Raw genomic sequence first — 22,076 nt, forward strand, 5'->3', positions numbered from 1 at the left:
GGTTTTTACCAGATAAACCGGAATTTGCGAACAAAAAGGGCTCAAGCAATCTAGCCGAAGAGACCAGACTGGTCTCCCCCTCGCCACGCAGCTAAACTACGACTCGCAAGAATCAAACTCCCTTGAAGAATTCGCGCCCATGCCACGATAAGAAAGTCAAAGGGTCCCGTCTCAAAAATGCGCTCTGATTTGCGTCCATCCGCGGTTGATTCTCAACACAGGTCTGAGGCGCCGCCTCGCTACAGGACAACTCCGCAGCATGAAATTTGCGCCTGCTGTTATTCCAGTGATAAACGATATTTTGGTGCCGGTGGTGGGACTTGAACCCACACGGCTTTTTACAGCCCCAGGATTTTAAGTCCTGTGCGTCTGCCATTTCGCCACACCGGCAACCCAATGTTTACAGGCATTTCGTGAGCCATGAAACGTAACGCAAGCCAATGCAGCAGCGAAAGCAGCACAAACACCAGCGCACAAGTTCGTTCTCACGGGCCTACGTTCGCAAAAGTCCTCGACGGACGCAAGCAACCCGTGCGCGGCGTGCCGCTTGCCGCGCCGTTTGCGTGGTTTATTTTTGTCGTTCCCCGCCCTAATCTTCGCCTGACTATGAAAAGCATCCCGCTGCCGCCGTGCAGCCATTCGCCGGGAAAATATAATGGGCCGTCTGCGGCTGAAATCGCGGCGTTGCGCGCGCAGTTCGTGAATCCGGGCATCTTCCTTTTCTACAAGGAACCCATCATGCTCGTCGAAGGCTCCCTGCAATACGTCTGGGATGAGACCGGCAAGCGTTACCTGGACGGCCTTGGCGGAATCGTGACGGTCAGCGTCGGGCATTGTCATCCTCATGTCGTCGCGGCGGCGAACAAGCAAAATGAAAGGCTGCAACATTCCACAACGATCTACCTGCACCCGAACGTCGCCCTCTATGCGGAGAAGCTCGCCTCGAAACTGCCGGGTGACTTGAAGTTGTGTTATTTCGTGAACTCCGGCTCGGAGGCCAACGACCTGGCGTTGCTCATTGCGCGGGCATCGACCGGCAACTACGATGTCATTGCTCTGCGCAATGCTTATCACGGGGGCAACGCATCCGGTATGGCGGCCACGGCGCATAGCAATTGGAAACACAATGTGCCGCACAGTTTCGGCGTGCATCACGCGCTCGAGCCGTATCCGTATCGCGGCCCATTTGGCTACGACGACCCGGATGCGGGACAAAAGTATGCCCAGGACGTGAAGAATCTGATTGATTATGCAACGCCGGGGAAGGTGGCGGCGTTTATAGCTGAATCCATTCAAGGGGTCGGCGGCGTAGTCGAGTTTCCCCCAGGCTATCTGAAAAGGGTTTATGAGCATATCCGCGCCGCTGGAGGCGTGTGCATTGCAGACGAGGTCCAGACAGGCTTTGGCCGCACGGGCGACCATTTCTGGGGCTTCCAGACCCAAGGAGCGGTTCCAGACATTGTGACGATGGCCAAAGGCATTGGTAATGGTTGTCCGCTCGGGGCGGTCGTCACGACGCCCCAGATTGCCAGGGCGCTGGTCGGCAAGCTCCATTTTAACACCTTCGGCGGAAACCCCGTTGTCAGCGCGATTGGCAAAGCCGTCCTCGAAGTCATCGAGAGGGAACATCTTCAGGAAAACTCCCGGACGCTCGGCAATCACATTTTAACGGAGTTGAACAAATTGAAAGAAAAGCACAAAATCATCGGCGACGTTCGTGGAAGAGGTTTGTTGCTCGGAATCGAGTTGGTGAAGGACGGGGCGTCAAAACTCCCCGCGTCAGCCGAATGCTCGCGAGTGCTGGAAAATGCGCGTGAACTGGGTTTGCTTCTTGGGAAGGGCGGACTGTGGGGACAGACGATCCGTTTTGCGCCGCCAATGTGCATCACGCGCGCGGATGCCGATTTTGTGCTCGAAGTCTTGAACGAATCGCTTTCTGCCATTTGAAATGAATGCAGTGACCTATTGTAATTCCTGCAAACAGGCCCTCGCTTGTTATGCGTAAATCTGCCTCCTTGGGTTTGGCACCGGCGGTTTTGCTCGCTCTAACTTCAATCGGCGCCGGGCAACCGCTATCGTTCACCGAGCATACGATCGCCACCGGCCTGTCCGGCGGCTACCAGGTGTTGCCGGCGGACCTGAACCAGGACGGCAAACCGGACCTGATCGCGCTGGCCAGCGGGATGTCCGAGTTGGTGTGGTTTGAGAACCCAGGTTGGCAACGGCACGTCATCGCCTCCAATTTCAAGCAAATGATTAATTGCGTCGTCCTGCGTTCAGGCAAGCGCCCGGTTATTGTGCTGGCCAGCGGATTCGACAATGTGGCAAGCAAAAGCGCTGGAACGGTTTGGCTGCTCGAACCGGACGCGGATGTAATTCAGCCTTGGAAAACGCGAATTATCGACCACCTGCCTGCGTCGCATCGCTTGCGTCTGGCGGATATCGACGGGAGCGGCAAGCCTGTCGTGGTGAACGCGCCGCTCACTGGCCTTGAAGCCGCCCCGCCTGATTACCGCGGCCACGTCCCGCTCGTGTACTACCAACCGGGCGCGTGGCAGCGCCGGCTTATTAGCGAGCAGAATCAGGGTGTGCAGCATGGCCTCTGCGTTACAGATTGGGATGGCACCGGCCATGATCAGATATTGACCGCTTCCTTTGATGGTGTCCATCGCTACGCCTTGCAAAACAATGGGCGCTGGGCACGCACGGAAATCACCCGTGGCGACCCATCCCCATGGCCCCAATGCGGGGCCAGCGAGATCGCCGTCGGCCACCTTGGCAACCAGCGCTTCCTTTGCACTATCGAGCCTTGGCACGGTCACCAGGTCGTTGTTTACCACAACGAAAATGGCCGCTGGACGCGCCAGGTTATCGACGATTCTTTCAAGGACGGCCACGCCCTGGCGACGGCCGACCTGGACCACGATGGGCGGGACGAAATCGTGGCCGGCTACCGGGGGCGAGGCGGCGGGATGGTTTATTACAAGGCCGAAGATGCGCCAGGGTTTCGCTGGAACCGACACGACCTTGACATCGGGCACATCACTGCCGCTTCCTGCGCCGTGGTCGATTTGAATGGCGATGGCAAGCCGGACATCGTTTCCATCGGCTCAGCGACAGCCAACCTGGTTTGGTTCGAGAACAACAAATGAAAGCGTGTTTTTGAAAATAGTCGGCTTTCCCTTCGTCCTGGAAACCTGTAAAATCGAGGACGAGGACGGGTGACCTTCTATGGAGATCTGAAAGAACCCGTAGCGGAACCGAGCGACCGGCTTAAGCTTCAAGTCATCGAAGAGGTCCTGAGCTTCATCGAAGACTGCCTTGGATAATTTTCCCTAAAATCGCCGGGCGCCGCGCGCCGGTAGCGCTGGGGAGGTTGCCCGGGCGGCCTGACATTGTTTCACGGGCCAGGATTGCGAATGCCAAAGCTTCCTTGGCGCAATCGGCAATCCCGAAGTCCTCGTGAGTCAGGACAGTGTAGGGGCTGGCCTGCGCTTGCAGCATCCCGCGCAGGGTTGGATTTCTGGCGCCGCCACCGCCGAGAATGATTTGCAAGCCGGAAGAGGGACCGGATTTGAGGCGCGGAAAAACGAACCGGCGATAGGCCTGGACAATGCTCGAGGTGGTAAAGGCAGTGGCTGTGGCAACAACATCGGGTGCGGCCAACTGTAGCCGCCCCGCCGCCATCAAGATGTCCTGTACCAGTGGCTCGCCAAACTCCTCGCGCCCGGTTGTTTTGGGCGGCTTGCGCCTCAGGAATGGGTGGGTCATAAGACGCGCCAGCAACTTCGAGGAAACGGTCCCTTGAGCGGCCCAGCGTCCATCCCGATCAAAGGATTTGCGGCCCGCACTCAGCACGGCAACCAGACCGTCAATGAGCATGTTGCCGGGACCTGTGTCAAACGCTAGGACCTCCTCAAGCCCGGCATCGGCAGGCAGAAAGGTCAGGTTAGCAATCCCGCCGATGTTTTGCACGATGCGGGGCTCTGCCCGGTCGGTGAAGAGCGCCCAATCGGCGTAGGGCGCCAACGGCGCGCCCTGTCCTCCGGCAGCTACGTCGCCCACGCGAAAATCGGCTACAGTGGTAATGCCGGTGCGCTCGGCAATCACTGCCGCCTCGCCTATCTGCAAGGTCGAATGCCTCCTCGCTCCAGGCAAGTGGTGGACCGTTTGCCCGTGCGAACCGATAGCCACGATTTGATTTGGCTCGAGTTTCGCCACGCGCAATACAGCCAGGGCCGCCCGCGCAAAATGTTCGCCAAGCGCAAAATTCAACTCGCAAATCTCACGGACTGTTCCGTGCAAGCTCGCCTCGAGAATTCTCAGGCGCAATCCCCGTGTAAAGGGCCGATGCGCATGGGCCAGAACACGCGCCCGCGTGGAGCGGCCATGCCCGGAGATTTGGGCTACTACGGCATCGATGCCATCGGCCGAGGTGCCGGACATCAGGCCAATGAAAAGGTCTCGTGGTTGGCGCATGTGCGGAAGCGTACAGAAGAGGAATATCCGCCGCAAAGATGGAAAATGCGAAGAGGATCGCCAACAAGGAACCGGAGCTGACCTCATCTTCGCTTTCGAAAGCCCTGAAGAATTTGAGAACGAGAACGAGGATGAGAGGGCGTCATCCCTTTTCAAGAACACGCGCTGAGTAAAATCAATCCCGCCGCCCCTCGGGTCCCGAATCACCGATCTTGAGCAATACACCTCATTGTCCGCGCCGATGTGGTTCTCGAAATTAGCGCAGGTTTCACGAATCTGCTCGCCCGCCTTCACGCGGGCGCAAGGAAGCAATTTCGTCAGGGTTTGAACTAATTGACACATGGAAAAATCACGGTCTTGGCTCACACTGGCAGGCAGCGTCTGGATTGCTTCGGCCATCTTTGCGCACGCACAGAATTGCAACCCGCCTCCTTCTGGTTTGATCCACTGGTGGCGGGCAGAAGGAAATGGTTTCGACACGGTAGCCCTCGGCGACGGCGTCCTGGTGGGTGGGGTGCAATTCACCGCGGGCGAGGTCGGCAGCGGTTTTCTGATCAGCGGCAGTGGAGACGATTACATTGCGCTGCCGCAAAACCTGTTTCCAGTGCCCGTCTCGGGAGAAAGCAATGCCCCTTTTTCATTTGAGGTCTGGTTCCAGACCTCGGCCAGCGGGGTCATTTTGGGTCAGCAAGACCAGCCGCCATTCAATAGCGACCTGGGCGGCTACGTTCCGGCCCTTTATGTCGGCACCAACGGGTTGTTCTACGCCGAGATGTTCTGGGCCACCGCACCGCAGCTCATCAGCATGGCCACCGTGAACGACGGTAAATTTCACCACGCGGTTGTCACCTATGATGGCGCGGTGGAAACCCTGTATCTGGATGCCACGAACATCGGCAGCACCCCGCTGACGCAGGAGGGCTATGCCTCGACTTACTACTATGAACTGGGGACCGGGATGACCGGCGGCTGGGACGCAACTACCGGCCAGTGGTTCCCTTTCACCGGGGTCATTGATGAGGCCTCCGTTTACAACCGCGCTTTGACGCCCATCGAAGTTGCCACTCTGTTCAATGCCGGCAGTGCCGGCAAATGTGCGCCTCCGGAGCCCGGGCTGGTGTTGCGCCACCGCTACAGCTTTGACGGCCCGCCGGGGAGCCACCTGGTGACCGACTCGATCCGTGGGGCGAACGGAGTGCTGGTCTTTGGCAGCCAGAACGCCCCATACACAAACGGCACCCCCGACGGCAGCGGCTTTTCGGGCAACGGCATTCTTGACCTGCAGGGCACCAACGGCTGCGTGCTGCTGCCACCGCGGCCTGTTTCGGTGCTCTCCAATTTCACCATCGAAGCCTGGCTCACCTGGAACGGCGCCGCTACCAGCGCCTGGCAGCGCGTATTTGATTTCGGCCTGAGCGAGCGAGGCACCAACGCCATGGGGCTCGGCACCAATTACGTGATTTTCACCCCAGCCCAAGGCGGCACGGATCTGCCCGGTTTCGAGGAAACCACCGTGAACCCCTTCGGCACAAACGTCGATCCGGAGGCGCTCGTTCTCGCACCCAGCCAACCCTTCCCCATCGGCCAAGAGGTGTATGTCGCGATAACTTATGATCCAGGCGGCGGCTCCGCGCGGCTTTACTTCAACGGCGTGTTGGCTGCAGCAGCCTCGGGCGTCTTCAATCCTACCAGCCGCTTGACCGACTACAGTAGTTGGCTTGGCCGCTCACAATGGGACCGCGACCCGTATTTCAACGGGAGTTACGATGAGTTCCGCATTTGGCAAGGCATCCTGAGCGACCAGGACATCGCCAGCCATTACGCCGCCGGGCCCAACCAGCAATTTGTCGCGTTTCGCCCCACCCTCTTGCTCACCCAGCTCGGGGGGAACCTCGTTCTCTCCTGGCGCAGTGACGGAACGGCCCAATTGCAGAGCACCCCGCGTCTCTCCCCAGCGACCTGGCTGGATGTCACTAATGGCGTATCGCTTTCCAACAGCACCTATAGCGTCGTCTTGCCTGCTACTGCCGCCTCCGCGTTCTATCGCCTCAGGCAATAGGGCCTATGACTTTTTCGTGGCGATAATCAAGAGCGATGGAGCCTGGGGATTAGGCGTCAGCCTTAACGGCAACGGTATCGCAGTCGAGCGCCATAGAGACGACAATGGATTGTCATAGTCTTTATCCATCACCGAAAACCGCCTTGATTATTCCGCAGTTAAAGTTTCCTTAGGCTCGAGTTTTTGGCAGGGCCAATGACAAGGTCAGTCCCAAGACCTTTGTAGCAGACGACGTGAGGAGGTCTCCGATCACGTGATCAAGATTGTCACTTGGCCACCTTTGATTCACCGGGAAGTTGCTGATCGGAGACTCTTAACGTCGCGGTTCGTTGCTTCGAATCTTTATTTAGCTCCGTGGGTTTGTGGCACAGCAATAATGCTTATGACAATATAATGTCACAAATAGAATTGAATTCCTGTCGTACGATGCCAGAGCGGATTAGAAATTCGCGTTTATTGGTGTACATTCGCGGTTTATGTCTAGTCCAAGACTTGTCAGTTCGCTGGAGAAATGTTTAGATTCACTCGCCCGGGGATCGTGCTTGAACGTTGCACATCATAGAGCGGTTTAATAAATTGATCTAATGTTTATCTATCCAAAGAATTACGATGTCATCGTAGTCGGCGCTGGTCACGCCGGTATCGAAGCTGCCTTGGCCGCTGCTCGGATCGGGTGTCAGACGCTGCTTTTGACAATCAATGCGGACACCGTGGGGCAGATGTCGTGCAATCCGGCAATTGGTGGTCTAGCGAAGGGTCATTTAGCACGGGAGATCGATGCGATGGGCGGTGAAATGGGAAGAGCAACCGACATGACCGGGTTGCAATTCCGAATGCTCAACACAAAGAAAGGGCCTGCCGTTTGGGCACCGCGCACCCAATGTGATAAGAAGGCATATCAGTTCCGGCTTAAGTGGGTTTGCGAACGCGAGCCGAACCTCGACCTTCGCCAAGGCACATGCGCGAGGCTATTGCACAAGGGTGGAGAGGTTCATGGGATTGAGACTACCTTGGAGGTCCAGTACCACTCGAAGACGGTGGTTGTGACCACGGGGACTTTCTTGAAAGGGCTGATGCACATTGGACTTAACCAGCAATCTGGTGGTCGCGCTGGGGAAAGTGCGGCAATGGGTGTCTCGGCATCGCTACTTGAGATCGGTTTGGAATTGGGACGACTCAAAACGGGCACCCCTCCACGATTACTGCGTCGGTCGATAGATTTTTCTAAGACTGAAATCCAAGCGGGCGACGAACCTGTTCCTTATTTTAGCTTTTGGAAGGACGATTTGTTCCACGTGGAACAATCGGATTCGTCGAGGCGCTACCCAACCGGGTCCATTCTTGAACGGATCAATGGTCAATTGCCCTGCTACATCACCTACACTACCCCGACCACAGCCGCCGTCATCAACGCTAATCTACATAAATCCCCCTTGTACTCCGGCATCATTCAAGGGGTCGGACCGAGGTATTGCCCGTCAATTGAAGATAAAATTGTAAAGTTCCCCGAAAAGGAACGACAGCAGATATTCCTCGAACCGGAAGGCATTGCAACCGACGAAATCTACGTCAATGGCTTCTCAACCTCGCTTCCATTTGAAGTCCAAATCGATATGGTCAGAACCATCATTGGTTGCGAGCATGCGGAAATCCTTCGACCAGCTTACGCCGTGGAGTATGATTTTGCATTCCCGACTCAGCTTCATCCTTCGATGGAAACTAAGGTTTGCCGCAATCTCTACCTGGCTGGCCAGATCAATGGAACATCTGGTTACGAAGAGGCTGCTGCCCAGGGTCTCATGGCTGGAATCAATGCCGCACGCCGCGTGCGAGGACTTGAGCCACTCGTGCTTCGCCGTGACCAGGCCTACATCGGTGTCCTAATCGATGACTTGGTCACGAAAGGAACAGTTGAGCCATATCGAATGTTTACATCGCGCGCTGAATATCGATTGCTCTTGCGCCAGGACAATGCTGACTTGCGGCTCTCGCGAATCAGTTACGAGACCGGCCTGCTGCCGGAGCGTTATTACCGAAGGGTGCAGGAGAAAGAACAAGCGATTCAGACTGAAATTGCACGGCTGGAGACTACGCGCAGCGGTTCAGAAAGCCTGGCAGAGTTATTGCGACGGCCTGAGCTTAATTATACTAATCTAGTGGATAAGAGTCATTTGCCTCTAGACGTGGTGCAACAGGTCGAGATTACCCTCAAATACGCCGGCTATATCGCCCGTCAGGAAAGCGAGGTCGCCAAGTTCAAAGGGCTCGAAGCCAAACAAATCCCGCCGGGCTTCGATTATACCTCGGTGCCGAGCCTGCGTGTTGAGGCGCGGCAGAAGTTCATGCGCATCCAGCCTGGGACTATTGGGCAGGCCTCGCGCATTTCCGGGGTATCGCCAGCGGATATCAGCATCCTCCTGGTTTGGCTCAAGCGAACGGCAGGAATAACCAATACGCGAGAAGCGAACGCTGATGCAGTCGATACGGATTACCAGGCCTGATTTCCCTAAAGCTGCCGAAAAAGCTCAGAATGAACTGACAATAAGCGCAACGCATATATACAATATCATTTGTTAGCTGTACTACTGTGTGCCGAGATTGACTTCGAGCCAAAGTGTCTCTGCGCACTCAACTTTCGTTTTTCCTTGTGCTTCCCTGTGATGGAGCGCTTGACCGATTCGAGGGTTGGGATGTAATCTCCCCACGCTCAAGAAAATGAAATGGATACGCCCAATAATCATTGCGGGGTTTTTTGCTGCCAGTTCCGTTGGGTCAAAGGCGGAACTGGTCAACGCCATCCGGGCAATTGTGGATGATTCGGTAATCACCGAGCACCAGGTGGATGTGCTGAACGAGCAGACGGCCAGCAGTATAATGAGGCGCTATGGCAACGAGCCGCAAACGGCGGAGCAGATGTTTTCGAAAGCCAGCTCGGAAAACCTGAACATCATGGTGGAGCGGGAATTGATTCTGCACGAGTTCAAGACAGCCGGCTACAACCTGCCTGAAAGCGTGATCGACGACCTGGTCCAAGAACGCATCCGCGCGCGGTATCATGATCGGGCGACCTTGGCCAAGAGCCTCGAAGAAGAGGGCATGACAATGGACCAGTTTCGGCAGCGTGTGAAGGAGCAGTTTGTTATCGAGCAGTTGCGACTGAAGAATATATCCCCGGAAAAAATCATCGTCTCACCGCACAAAGTGGAGGCGTATTACCTGGCGCACCGCAATGAGTTCAAGGTTGAAGACCAGGTCAAACTCAGGATGATTATATTGGACAAATCTCCCGATACGAATGCGCCGTCGGCCGAGAAGATGGCGGAAGAGATTCTGGCCCAGATCAAGCGCGGAGCGACCTTCCGGGAGATGGCGGCCGTGTACACCCAAGGCCAGCATCGCAGCACTGGAGGCGAGCGGCCTTGGGAAGATAAATCCGGCCTGCGCAAGGAATTGGCGGATGCGATCTCCTCTCTGAAACCGGGCGAGTGCAGTGGGATTGTGAATACTCCCGAGGCTTGTTACCTCGTTCTTCTCGAGGATACGCGGGCGGCGCATTTCAAATCTCTGGGTGAGGTGCGCAACGAAATTGAGAACACCCTGCTCAACCAGGAAACCGACCGGCTCGAGAAGCAGTGGATTGGGCATCTTAAGAAGAAGACTTTTGTGCAGTACTTTTGACGCCGCGCATTGGCATTGCCTTGGGTGATGTCACCGGCATAGGACCGGAAGTCACCCTGAAAGCCCTCCTCACGGAAGCCCCCAAGGACGAGGCGCAATACCTGCTGATTGGCGACACTGAGCATGCTCAGGCGCTAAGCCGCCGCCTGGGACTGAACCTGCCCCTCCGGCCGGTTGAAATGGGAGCCGCCCTCTCTGCTCATCGCCAGAGCGCTGGTAACATCTCCATCTGCCAACCGCTGGCGCAACCGTTGCCCGCGGAGTTGGCCCCTGGTTCGCCCGTGGCGGCGCGGGCTGCTTTCGAATGGGTCAAAGAGGGCGCGCAACGCTGCCTTCGGGGTGACCTCGATGCATTGGTAACAGCGCCGGTGAACAAGGAAGCCATCGTGCGCGCCGGGATTTCATTTGTGGGCCAGACCGAGTTGCTGTCCCAATTGGCATCGACCCAGCAGACGGCGATGATGTTGCTTGGCCAGGACGAGCGGCGCCGGTGGCTGCGCGTGGCTTTGGCGACAACCCACCTGCCGCTCAAAGATGTTTCTGCGCATCTGACCGCGCAGAAGATTGAATCAGTAATCGAGTTGGCCGCCCGTGCTTGTGGAGACATCGGCTTAGCCCGAAGCCGGATAGGAGTTTGTGGGCTCAACCCGCACGCGGGCGAAGGTGGAGCAATAGGAACGGAAGAGTTGACCATCATCGGCCCGGGGGTCCGCGCCGCGCAATCCAAGGGAATAGACGCCGTGGGGCCGCTCAGCGCGGATGCCTTGTTTTATTACGCCTATCGCGGGGATTACGATGCGGTTGTGGCGATGTACCACGACCAGGGTCTGGCGCCGCTGAAAATGGTCGCTTTCGAACAAGGGGTGAACTGGACGCTGGGTCTGCCTTTTGTGCGCACATCACCCGACCATGGGACGGCCTACGACATTGCGGGCCAAGGAAAGGCCAATCCATCGAGCATGGTGGCGGCGATTCGTTTGGCGAAGAGGTTGGCCGCCAGGCGGCAGGCCAAATAGCTGACAGACGGCGGCGAGTTTGCCGAGGTAATAGCGCCAAAGGACTTAGAGGCCTGGCGCAGTCCATGAGGCTTCGCGGCATTTGCGCCATATTGACCACGCTCTGAGGTGGTATGGTTCGGCTCAATTCGCTATACTCCTCCCCGTGCCCAAATGGTGCAAGAGCATCATGGCGATTCTGTTGCTGCCGGTGTGCGCCGGCGGGGGTTGGGCATTTTGGCTGGTGCTCCGAGAGAGCGGCAGGGCGGACACATTCTGGGTCGCATCGCTAGCCGGGGGCGTCTGTTGGCTGGTTGTTTATTGGCTGCTGCCTAAGCCGATGTGGGTTTATGTCTTCGGACATGAACTGACCCACGCCTTATGGACGTGGCTTTTTGGCGGGCGGGTAAAAAAATTCCGGGCGTCTTCGCAAGGGGGGCATGTCATCGTTACAAAAACCAATTTTCTCATTGCGCTGGCGCCGTATTTCTTCCCGGTGTATGCGGTTTTGGTGGTGGGGCTTTTCGCGGCGGGCCGCCTGGTATGGCATTGGGACCCGTACCTATCCTGGTTTCATCTTTTGCTCGGGGCGGCGTATGCCTTTCACGTGACGCTGACATGGCACATCCTGAAGGGCAGCCAAACGGATATAACCGAGCAAGGCTATTTGTTCTCGGCCGTTGTTATTTACTTAGGGAATCTCAGCGTATTACTAATCGGCATCCCTCTGGTTGTTCGGCGGGTGGAGGTATTCACGGCTTTGAGTTGGTGGGTGGCATGCACGGTTGCGGTAGTGCAAAGAGTGGCAGAGTGGCTGTAGTAAATAGGGACTCGCGGGAACTGTTCCCTGCGAATCTGCGGCCACCTCAATCGTGATCCTGAACTTTGGTGATAGCCCAAACCGGGTACGGCGCCAGAGGCCCTTTCATCGCATGCCAGAGAATCCGGTTGAGGACATCCTCCGGGCATTGATCGGGCAATTTGAGCGGAAGTCTGGCCGAGACTTGTGCCTCGCGCCTCAAAATGGCATTTGTGATTTTCTTCGGCTCGGGGTTTACCTGGTCGAGAGGTACGTTGTTAGTTTCGGCTGTAAAAGGGGTCAGGTCCGGAGAATCGACGAAGCAGTCGCTCAGGGGAGTTGCAGTAGCGTCGAACTGGTTCATGGGCGGCAAGCCGAGCATGAGTTCGATGGTGCGGACCAGGCTGGTTTGGTTGTATTGGGTACTAACGACTTGATGCCGTTTGGTATAGGGGCTAATGACATAAGCTGTCGTGCGATAGCCGCTGACATGATCCCAACCGGCCTGGGGGTCGTCCTCAATGGCAAAGATGCAAGTATCGGCCCAAAAACGGCTATGGCTGATGGCCTCGACGATTTGGCCGAAGGCCAGGTCGTTATCCGCGACTTGAGCGGCGGGAGTAGCGGAGCCGGGGTGGGTCCCGGAGGTATGATCATCGGGCAAGCAGATAATTGCCAGGTTAGGGAAATCACCCGAATTCTCGAAGTTTTTTAATTCCGCGATGAATTGGCGGGCACGGAACACATCGGGGATGTCCAGGTCCCACCCTACGGTCGCTTTGCAGATGTAGGAGCGCAACGACTCGATTGCCGGCCGGCTGCTGATTTGGATTGTCTGGGAGCGGTTGGTGAAATCGCGCCAGTGGTCCAGAAAGGTGATCGGGGAATGATTAGAGCTATCAGCCCAGGCCTTGACCGTGATGCCGAATTCGCCGTAGTCGCGCAGCGTTTTGCCGTGAGCGATGGTGTTGTCCCACAGAAAACCCGCCGGCGAGTAAGCCAAGGCATCGATGTCGCTATCTTCCATACCGTCGGGGTAGCTCCTGGGGAAACCGCAGAAGGATTTTTCCATGTAATCGGTGGCAAAAGCGGTATCAGCCCATTGGTGGCCGTCGGCGCTGAGGATGCCCGAGCAGTAGGTGTTATCGAGCAGGACAAATTGGCGTACGAATTGGTGCTGGTTAGGGGTGATTCTCTCGCCGAATGTGCAGAGGGACGGATCGCCATTACCGCTCTTCACATCTCCGAGGACCTGGTCGTAGGTGCGATTTTCCTTAATGATATAAACAACATGTTTGAAGACGGTTGGCTCGCCAACTCGCTCGGGAACCGGACGGGCAGGTTGGCCGGGGCGCGGCGGCAAGGCGGCGGCTTCGAGCAGTGGGTAGCGCATATTGCCCAAGGCAATGGCGGTTTGCGCCGCCAGACGGTTTTTCGATGGGACAGGGACAATTGAGATTGTTCCATGATACTGGTGAGTGTTAAAGGCGCCGTTAGCCGAGGTCAGGCTCCTGTTATAGCCGACTCCTTTGATATTGGCTACATACAGCTCGTTGCGCGGGGAATCGAATCGGATTGCGCCCGGGAACCAGCCGACCGGGATCAGCCCCAGCAATTTGGATTCACCCGGGTGAAACTCGACGACCGCCACGGCGTTCTGTGTGCCGTTACACACAAAGAGCATGTGCCCGGAACGGTCAAAGGCCAAGGCGTTCGGGCTGGCGCCGAAGAGGTCAGCAGGCGTTTGGCGGACGCAGACGGTCTCGATGATTCTATCTTTGCGCGTATCGATGACGGACAAGGTGTCGCTGGCGGAATTGGCAACCACCAGATAATGTCCATTGGGCGTCAAGGCCATGGCCGAGGGGTGAAGGCCGACAGGGATAGTGGAGACTGCTGGAGTCGCGGGTGCAGGGTTTTTGGATTGGGCGAGATCGATCACAGACACGGAACCTTCGGAGGCAATAAAGCGAACCGAATCGACTCGAACACGCATGCCGCGTCCGGCGGGGCCAGTAAGGCTGTTTGAGTCAGGTGGCCTTCCGCCCCAATTGCTGACATAGGCCCTGTTCCGCAGCAACACTACGTCGTAAGGGGCCACGCCAACATCCCAGGTCCGCAGGACTTTGCCCGTTTGCGGGTCGAGTTCGGCCAGGCGATTGGACAGGTTGAAAACCACATAAAGTCGCTTCCCATCGGATGAGAAGGCCAAGCCAGCGGGGATTTCGATACTGCGCCAGGGTGCCGTGGCGGGCGGGAGTGAAAAACTTTCCGAGGCGGCGACTTTGCCGGCGCTATCGATGGTGAAAACCTTGATGGCGCCATTGACGCTCGAAAGGAAGATGTGAGCGCCGTCGGGCGAGAACACCAGGCCAGTATAGCTGACCTCGGCGTCTTTATCGGGACCGAGGATGTGAGCGGTCACGTTGCCCGGAGTTGGTTCGGCGGCCCGAGCGGTGGGCAGCCGGACATGTTGCAGGATTTCGCCCGTGCGCGCGTCGGCCAGGAGCAGCTCGGGGGATTTCCCGGAAATCGCGAGCCAGCGTCCGTTCGGGCTCGAGGCAATGGCCTGGGGCCGGAGGCCAGGCAACTCGATTTGCCGGCCTGCGGGTGTAAGAAACTGGTTCACCGGCGTGGTAAAGCTGTTCGTCCCGATTTGGCCGACGGGCTGGGTGGTGTCGTATGGGTCGTCGGCAAACGCGGGGGCCAGTTGGGCCAAAAACAGAAGAAGTGAAAGGAGCCTAAAGTTCACGTTCAGAGCTTCCGGAACGATGGTGCCATCGTTAAACAGCAATGGCACCAGGATCTCGTACCGGCGTAATGAACTCATAAGGAGCGGGGCCGATCATGGTGAATTTGATTCCCTCCTCGGCCAGGAAACCCAAGGCTTGAGCGGGCACCGCCGTTTCGCCCGAGGCCCAGCTCTTTCCTGAGAAGCGCGGGATAAGTTTGCCCAGTGCTCGTTGTTCGGTCTCTTTGCCTGCGAATCGGATCAGAAGTTGCACGATTCCAGCCTAATGCGGGGATGCAGCACGGGCAAGCCCAAGAAATACCAACCTGCCAACCGAGTGAAGAGGACCTTGCATCACAGCCAGCAGGCATCGCGCCAGGAGCAAGAAAGACACACAGTTGCTTCGTGTTTTTTAATATTTTTTTTGGGAGCCGTGCGCCGTTGCTCTAGTATCGAACTGACAACGCGCATGAAGTGGCACACACCTGTCCTCTTCGCGCAGGCTGAATATCAACGGTGCCAACGGTAGAGGTGTTTTCGAGCAGAGGTCCTTCGAGGTTCGTCATCGTTTCAACCGTGAGACGGTGTTGATGGCTTCTTCGAGAATGACGAGAGCGCGTTTCATTTCTTCTTTCGTGATGGTCAATGCAGGCATGAGCAAAAGGATGTTTCCCATAGACACTTTGAAATCCAGGCCGTGGCTCAAGGCTTCATACAATACCAGATCGGCAGCATCGGTCGCGCGCTCCATCGTGGCACGGTCCTTAACCAGTTCGACCCCCAGGATTAAACCCAATCCGCGCACCTCGCCGATAAGGGGCTGGCGCCGTTGCATGGCGCGGAGGTGACGGAGCGCGAATTTCGAGAGCGCGCAAACGTGCGTCAGGAGATTCTCAGACTCGATGAACTCAATCGTGGCGAGAGCGGCAGCAGCGGCTATGGGGCTTTTCTCATGGGTATAATGTCCCAGCGCCCGGTCGGCGGCCACATTCAGATTCTCCCGGGCCAGTAAAGCAGCCAAGGGCATCACACCGCCACCCAAGCCTTTCCCGCTTCGCGCAGGGAGGTATTGACGGCGTCGTCATCGCGGACGGTAGTGCCGGCCACATCCAGAACGACCAGTTGGATATCAGGAGAGGTCATGGATTATCTGTGAGGGCGGGGGAGGAACCGTCCAAGGGATTTTCTGCCACGAACAAGGCTGGCGCAGGTTTTTGCCGGCGGCGTAGGCGACCGTGCTGACGCTGCCAATGATACCCACCTGCTCTTTGTTCAGGGACCAGGCCTTCTCGAGGATCGGCACTGCAACGGGCAAATTCTTTCGGCAAAGATAAACGCCGATATAAGACACTACCAAAAGCCCGAGGTAGGCGTAGCCAAGGGCGGGCGCCGGCAAGGAGGGCGGTTGGCCTTGCGGGTCGATCACACCGCTGGGATTGGACTCGGTGCTCATGGTGTTCTGTTGCATTGTAATACCCAATTACCTTTTTGCAAAAATCGGCTGCGCGCAGGCGCCGCTTCGGTGACGATTGGGTAAAAAGTTCCCAGGATGACGCTGGTGGTAGCCAGGGCCCCAGAGGCCGTCAATGCAGTGTCAGAAATTTTTTAGGTTTTGCTCGCGAGAAAAGTCAACATCCCGGTGCCCTTCATCCCTCACCCTTTCCCAAAGTAAAGGGCTGGAAGCTTTGGCAGAAATGCTTGAGAGCAGGGGAGTGGTCTTCCCGCTGCCAGACCAGGACCGTTTGGACCGGCGGCAGCCCGGGTGGCAGCGGGCGAAAGACCAACCCCGCCGGCTTTAAATCTCCCAGGCTGGCAATGGTCGGGGCAAGGCCGAACCCGGCGGAGATGAGCCACATCTTGGTTTGCATATCGTGCGCGTATTGAACCGGGCCAGGCTTTGCGCCCGCCTTGGCGCATTCAGCGAAGAAGGCATCATAGAAACCATGCTGGCCTCCGGGTTCAATGAGGACCATCTGTTCGCCGTCAAAATCTTTCCACTCCAACTTCCGCTTGCGAGCCAGCCGATGGCCGGCGGGCACAGCCAGTGATTGCCGGGATTCACCAACCGCTTTGTACTCCAACTCGGGATAGCCAACTGGCGGACGGAGCAATCCTGCGTCCAGCTCGCCCGCCCGCAAGCGGCGCAACTGTTCCGGGCTGCTGAGCACAAAGAGCGAGAGCTGCACGCCCGGATACTGCTGGCGAAAGTGGCGCAAAATACGCGCCATCGCCTGGTTCGCTACAGGCGCAATCATTCCCACTCGCAAGGCGCCGGCCATGCCGTGCTCGGCTTCGCGAGCCCGTTTCCCGGCCTGCTCTGAGGCGGCCATCACCTGGCGGGCTTCATCCAGAAAAACACGACCCGCAGGCGTTAAGCGCACGGAGCGTGTTGTCCGTTCCAGCAGGCGCACCCGCAACTCCTCTTCGAGCCCTTTTATCTGCGCGCTCAGCGGCGGCTGGGCCATGTGCAGCCGCTCGGCGGCCCGGCGGAAGCTGAGTTCCTCGGCGACAGCGATGAAATACCTTAAATGTCGCAATTCCACAGGAATTGATACTAATTATGTATCAATCGTGCGTCAAACTTGTATTAGCACCCCAGGACCCATTGTGGCTTAATGGGGTTCTGATGTGCAATTTGGAAACTGATTTGTAAGCCGCGATGTGGATTGTTCGACTCGCCCTGCGCCGCCCCTACACCTTTGTGGTGGGGTCGCTGGTGCTTTTACTGCTTACCCCGTTCGTGCTGATGCGCACGCCGACGGATATCTTTCCCTCGATCAATATTCCCGTGGTGAGCATTGTCTGGACCTACACGGGTCTGGACCCTCGGGAAATCGAGCAGCGGCTCAATTACCTGCTCGAGCGCTCGCTGCCTACGACCGTCAACGACATCGAACACATCGAATCCAATGCCTATAACGGCGTCGGAATCATCAAGGTTTTTTTCCGCGAAGGCACTTCCGTTGATGCCGGTGTGGCGCAGGTCACCGCCATTGCGCAAACCGTCATTCGGACGATGCCGCCGGGGACAACCCCGCCCTTAATCATCCGCTACAGCGCCTCGACGGTGCCGATTCTACAATACAGCATCAGCAGCCCCAAGATGTCCGAGCAGGAAATCTTCGACGTGAGCGCCAATCAAATCCGGGTTGGGCTGGCGACGGTTCCCGGGGCGTCGATGCCTTGGCCGTATGGCGGCAAATCGCGGCTGGTGTCGGTGGACCTTGATTTGGCGGCGCTCAAGGCGCGCAATCTGGCCCCTGTGGACGTCGTCAATGCCTTGAATGCGCAGAACCTGGTCATGCCCAGCGGCACGGCTAAGATCGGCGGCACCGAATACCCGGTCGAACTCAACACCACGCCGGAGGTCTTGCAGGAGTTGGGCGACCTGCCGATCAAGACCGTCAACTCGGCCGTCATTCACATCAGCGATGTGGCCCAGGTGCGTGACGGCTATCTGCCGCAACAAAACGTCGTGCGCAACGAGGGCGTGCGCGGGGCGCTGCTGACCGTCTATAAGACCGGCGCTGCCTCGACTTTGGACGTAGTCCGGGGCATTAAGAAGGCCCTGCCGCGGGTGCTCAGCGGGCTGCCCCCGGACCTCAAGGTCAAGGAATTCGCCGATCAATCTGTTTTCGTGCGTTCGGCCATTGGGGGCGTGATACGAGAAGGCGTCATTGCGGCGGCGCTCACCGCACTGATGATTCTGCTATTCCTGGGGTCCTGGCGCAGCACGTTGATTATTGCGCTGTCCATTCCGCTTTCGGTGCTGACTTCCATAGCGATTCTTAGCGCCTTGGGTGAAACCATCAACCTGATGACACTGGGCGGGCTGGCGTTGGCGGTGGGCATCCTGGTCGATGACGCCACCGTGGCGATTGAAAACATCCACCGCCACATGGCAGCCGGCAAGGCCTTGAACGATGCGATTCTCGATGGGGCGCAGGAGATAGCGATGCCGGCATTCGTCTCGACGCTGTGCATCTGTATTGTGTTTGTGCCCATGTTCTTCCTGACAGGCGTGGCGCATTACCTTTTCGTGCCGCTGGCCGAGGCGGTCGTATTCGCCATGCTGGCCAGCTACGTTCTTTCACGAACCCTCGTGCCAACGCTGGTGATGTGGTTCTATCGCAACGTCCAGCATTATCCCCAAGGAGTGGCGCACGAAGCGCAGGCCTGCGCGCCTGCGGGTTCGGGCCGCGTCCCGCTGCCCCGCTTGTCCCTCTGGCAGCGCCTGACCTCAATCCAGACCGCGTTCGAAAACCTCTTTAATCGCTTTCGCGAGAGTTACCGGCTTTTACTAGGCGCCCTGCTGCATCATCGCGGCGCCTTCGCCTTAATTTTCATCGGCTTCTGTGTGGCCAGCATGTTGCTGGTACCTGAGCTGGGGCAGGATTTTTTCCCAACCGTTGATGCGGGTCAATTCCGGCTGCATGTGCGGACCCGGAGCGGCACGCGGATCGAAGAGATGGCCAAGTTGGTCGATGAAGTCGAAAGCGCCGTGCGCAAGGAGATTCCTGCCGAGCAATTCAGAGGCATGCTCGACAACATCGGCATTCCTGCTTCGAGCATTAACCTGACCTATAACGACAGCGGCCTGCTGGGCACCGGCGACGCCGATATCCTCGTTTCGCTGGCGGCCGAGCATGCCCCCACCCAAAAGTACGTGGACCAGTTGCGCCGGAATTTGGGCCGCCAGTTCCCCGGCTTGACGTTTTATTTCCTGCCGGCGGACATCGTCAGCCAATCGATTAATTTCGGTCTGCCGGCCCCCTATGACGTTCAAATCGTCGGACGGGACCAGGAGCGCAACCGGGAGGTGGCGGGGCGGCTGGCCGAGCGGATTCGCCAGGTCCCCGGGGCGGTGGATGTGCGTGTGCAACAGCCGGCCGACCTGGCCAAATTCGAGTTCACCGTTGACCGCACCAAGGCCTCGGAAATGGGCCTGGCCGAAAAGGATGTTGTCAATTCGGTGCTGCTGAGCTTGAGCGGCAGCGGGCAGGTCTCGCCGGTTTACTGGCTGGACCCCCATTCGGGCATCCAATACCTGGTTAACGTGCGCGTCCCGGAGCGCAGTATGGACTCGTTAGCCGCTTTGAATTCGATACCGATTAACGCCAGCCAACCAGGCCAGGGCGACGTTGAGTTGCTGGCCAATGTGGCCAAAGTCACCCGCACCAGCGGTCCGCCGGTCATTTCGCATTACAACGTCGTGCCAGTGATTGACGTTTATGGCGGGGTCAGCGGGCGGGACCTGGGCGGGGTGCTGCACGACCTCAGGCCGCTGATAGCCCAAGCGGAGCGGGAACTGCCGCGCGGGAGTTTCATTATGTTGCGCGGGCAGGCCGAAACGATGCACTCGAGCTTTGCCGGCCTGGGGATGGGCCTGGCGATGGCGGTTGTGCTGATTTATTTGCTGTTGGTGATCAATTTTCAGAGTTGGCTGGACCCGTTCATCATTATCACAGCGCTGCCGGGGGCTCTGGCAGGGGTGGTTTGGGCCTTGCACCTCACCTTCACGACACTGAGTGTGCCGGCCCTGATGGGCGCCATTATGAGCCTGGGCGTTGCCACCGCCAATTCCGTGCTGGTCGTGACCTTTGCCCGCAATGCATTCCAGCAAGGCCAGGACCCGGTGAGCGCCGCCTGGGAGGCCGGGGTGAGCCGGTTGCGTCCGGTGCTGATGACCGCAGCGGCCATGGTCATTGGCATGGTGCCCATGGCGCTTGCCCTGGGTGAAGGCGGCGAGCAAAATGCCCCGCTGGGCCGGGCAGTGATAGGCGGGCTTGTCATCGCTACGGTTGCCACCTTGTTTTTTGTGCCCGTCGTTTTCAGCCTGCTGCATCGGCGCGCGATTGTTTCCAGCGAAGCCCCGGTTTTGCAGACTCCGGGCAGTGCGGGTCCGGCCATAGCGGGCGCATAGGGAAGGAATGAACTTTTGTAAGATATGAATCACTCGACCAGCAAAACCTTTGCGCCAGCACCAGCACCACCGGCGCCCTCGACAGCGGATGCCGCCGCCCGCGCTGGGACAAAATTGCGCCATGCGGCCATGGTTGCGGCGGCGCTGATCATCATTGGCGCCCTGGCCGGCCTTCTGCCGCGGTGGCAACATCGGGCCGCCTTGCGCGCAGAAGCTCACGAGCTGTCCGTCCAAACCGTCAAAGTCGTTTCGCCTGCCCCTGGCCAAGCCGCCGCTGGATTGGCCTTGCCCGCCGAAGTCACCCCGTACCTCGAAGCCCCGATTTATGCCCGAGCCAGCGGCTATCTCAAACGCTATCTGGTCGATATCGGCTCGCAAGTGCGCGCAGGTGATTTGCTGGCCGAGATTGACACCCCCGAATTGAACCAGGAATTGGCCCAGGCCAGGGCACAACTCGCCCAGGCCCAGGCTTCCCTGACTCTGGCTAAAGTCACTGCCGCACGCTGGGCGGACCTGGTGAAAACGGCCAGCGTGAGCGAACAGGAAGCCATTGAGAAGCAAGCCGACTTCGAGCTCAAAAAAGCCACCGTGCAGGCTGCGCAAGCCAACGTGGTGCGCCTGGAAGAACTGCAGCATTTCGAGCAGGTGACCGCACCCTTTGATGGCACGATTACCGCGCGCGGAACTGATGTCGGCCAGCTCATCTCGGCCGCCAGCGGCAAGGAACTGTTCAGGCTGGCCCAAACCGGCATTCTTCGCGTGTACGTGCGCGTGCCCGATGTTGTGACCGGCGATGTCGTTCCCGGGCAGATGGCCGAGTTGAGTGTTCCTGAACTGCCCGGGCGTGTCTTTCGGGCCAAAATCGTGCGCGCCTCGCGCGCCATGAGTGCCGCGTCTCGCACCATGCTGACCGAACTGCAGGTCGATAATTCCCGCGGAGAAATCCTGGTCGGCAGTTACGCCCAGGTCCGCTTTACCGAGGCCAAGCCGGAGGCGACGCTGACGCTGCCCTCCAATACATTGCTCTTCCGCAAAGAGGGCATGCAGGTGGGCGTCGTGCAGCCCGATGGCAAGGTCGAGTTGCGCAAGGTCACCCTCGGACGCGATTTCGGCCCTACCGTCGAGATCATCGCCGGGGTGGGTCCCACCGACCGTGTCATCCTTAACCCTGCCGATTCTCTCGTCAGCGGTATTGAAGTCCGGGTGGCCAAGCCCCCGACTAACTCACTGACAGAAAAGTAAGCCAGGGGAAATCTGAACGCCGAAACCCCAAATCCCGACTGAATCCGAAGAGCAATAATCCGAGCCGCCGGCTTACAGAGGAGTCCGCAACATGCGCTACAACACGAAAGCTGCCGCGTCTCTGTCGATTGATGACGTGTCAGGTCACCCCTACGGGGTTTGGCGCCGCT

The 22,076-nt window shown here is 58.1% G+C and carries 15 protein-coding genes and 1 tRNA gene; 9 read left to right on the forward strand and 7 right to left on the reverse strand.

The window, feature by feature from the left end; genetic code table 11:
* Positions 1–302: 302 nt before the first annotated feature.
* Positions 303–390, reverse strand: a tRNA-Leu gene (locus tag VG146_16935).
* 30 nt (positions 391–420) lie between these two features.
* On the opposite strand from VG146_16935, the gene VG146_16940 reads away from it, so the two are divergent.
* Positions 421–1,947 carry an aminotransferase class III-fold pyridoxal phosphate-dependent enzyme gene (locus tag VG146_16940; GenBank protein HEV2394040.1) on the forward strand — a complete coding sequence of 509 codons (1,527 nt, stop codon included), beginning with the start codon at positions 421–423 and terminating at the stop codon, positions 1,945–1,947.
* Between the two features lie 50 nt (positions 1,948–1,997).
* Positions 1,998–3,152, forward strand: coding sequence for a VCBS repeat-containing protein (locus tag VG146_16945; GenBank protein ID HEV2394041.1), 1,155 nt, complete (start codon positions 1,998–2,000; stop codon positions 3,150–3,152).
* Between the two features lie 154 nt (positions 3,153–3,306).
* Here VG146_16945 and VG146_16950 read toward each other — a convergent pair whose 3' ends face one another.
* Entirely contained in the window at positions 3,307–4,479 is a 1,173-nt protein-coding gene (locus VG146_16950) for an anhydro-N-acetylmuramic acid kinase (protein ID HEV2394042.1), read from the reverse strand.
* A 340-nt stretch (positions 4,480–4,819) separates the two neighbouring features.
* Here VG146_16950 and VG146_16955 point away from each other — a divergent pair, with 340 nt between their 5' ends.
* From VG146_16955 to VG146_16975, 5 genes are all read left to right on the forward strand, one after another.
* Positions 4,820–6,538: a LamG domain-containing protein gene (locus VG146_16955; protein HEV2394043.1), complete on the forward strand. Its 1,719-nt coding sequence runs from the start codon at positions 4,820–4,822 to the stop codon at positions 6,536–6,538.
* A gap of 584 nt (positions 6,539–7,122) precedes the next feature.
* Entirely contained in the window at positions 7,123–9,039 is a 1,917-nt protein-coding gene (gene mnmG / locus VG146_16960; protein ID HEV2394044.1) for a tRNA uridine-5-carboxymethylaminomethyl(34) synthesis enzyme MnmG, read from the forward strand.
* A gap of 214 nt (positions 9,040–9,253) precedes the next feature.
* Positions 9,254–10,216 carry a peptidylprolyl isomerase gene (locus VG146_16965; protein HEV2394045.1) on the forward strand — a complete coding sequence of 321 codons (963 nt, stop codon included), beginning with the start codon at positions 9,254–9,256 and terminating at the stop codon, positions 10,214–10,216.
* Positions 10,213–11,232 carry a 4-hydroxythreonine-4-phosphate dehydrogenase PdxA gene (pdxA, locus tag VG146_16970; protein ID HEV2394046.1) on the forward strand — a complete coding sequence of 340 codons (1,020 nt, stop codon included), beginning with the start codon at positions 10,213–10,215 and terminating at the stop codon, positions 11,230–11,232. Before VG146_16965 ends, pdxA begins: the two co-directional genes overlap by 4 nt.
* Positions 11,233–11,377: 145 nt before the next feature.
* Positions 11,378–12,031: a hypothetical protein gene (locus tag VG146_16975; GenBank protein ID HEV2394047.1), complete on the forward strand. Its 654-nt coding sequence runs from the start codon at positions 11,378–11,380 to the stop codon at positions 12,029–12,031.
* Positions 12,032–12,077: 46 nt separating this feature from the next.
* On the opposite strand, the gene VG146_16980 is transcribed toward VG146_16975, so the two are convergent.
* The 5 genes from VG146_16980 to VG146_17000 form a co-directional block, all read right to left on the reverse strand.
* Entirely contained in the window at positions 12,078–14,840 is a 2,763-nt protein-coding gene (locus VG146_16980) for a bifunctional YncE family protein/alkaline phosphatase family protein (protein HEV2394048.1), read from the reverse strand.
* Positions 14,794–15,015, reverse strand: coding sequence for a hypothetical protein (locus VG146_16985; protein HEV2394049.1), 222 nt, complete (start codon positions 15,013–15,015; stop codon positions 14,794–14,796). The genes VG146_16980 and VG146_16985 overlap by 47 nt, the downstream gene beginning before the upstream one ends.
* 288 nt (positions 15,016–15,303) lie before the next feature.
* Positions 15,304–15,768 (reverse strand): aminotransferase class III-fold pyridoxal phosphate-dependent enzyme, encoded by a 465-nt coding sequence (locus VG146_16990; GenBank protein HEV2394050.1) that lies wholly within the window; start codon positions 15,766–15,768, stop codon positions 15,304–15,306.
* A 102-nt stretch (positions 15,769–15,870) separates the two neighbouring features.
* Positions 15,871–16,209 (reverse strand): hypothetical protein, encoded by a 339-nt coding sequence (locus tag VG146_16995; GenBank protein HEV2394051.1) that lies wholly within the window; start codon positions 16,207–16,209, stop codon positions 15,871–15,873.
* A gap of 178 nt (positions 16,210–16,387) precedes the next feature.
* Positions 16,388–17,284: a LysR substrate-binding domain-containing protein gene (locus VG146_17000; protein ID HEV2394052.1), complete on the reverse strand. Its 897-nt coding sequence runs from the start codon at positions 17,282–17,284 to the stop codon at positions 16,388–16,390.
* A 116-nt stretch (positions 17,285–17,400) separates the two neighbouring features.
* On the opposite strand from VG146_17000, the gene VG146_17005 reads away from it, so the two are divergent.
* Both VG146_17005 and VG146_17010 read left to right on the forward strand, forming a co-directional pair.
* The gene (locus VG146_17005) at positions 17,401–20,664 is read left to right on the forward strand and encodes an efflux RND transporter permease subunit (protein ID HEV2394053.1); all 3,264 of its coding nucleotides are present in this window, start codon (positions 17,401–17,403) and stop codon (positions 20,662–20,664) included.
* 24 nt (positions 20,665–20,688) lie between these two features.
* Entirely contained in the window at positions 20,689–21,906 is a 1,218-nt protein-coding gene (locus VG146_17010; protein HEV2394054.1) for an efflux RND transporter periplasmic adaptor subunit, read from the forward strand.
* Positions 21,907–22,076 lie beyond the last annotated feature (170 nt).

The organism is Verrucomicrobiia bacterium (assembly GCA_035946615.1).
In the GTDB taxonomy this organism is placed as follows: domain Bacteria; phylum Verrucomicrobiota; class Verrucomicrobiia; order Limisphaerales; family UBA8199; genus DASYZB01.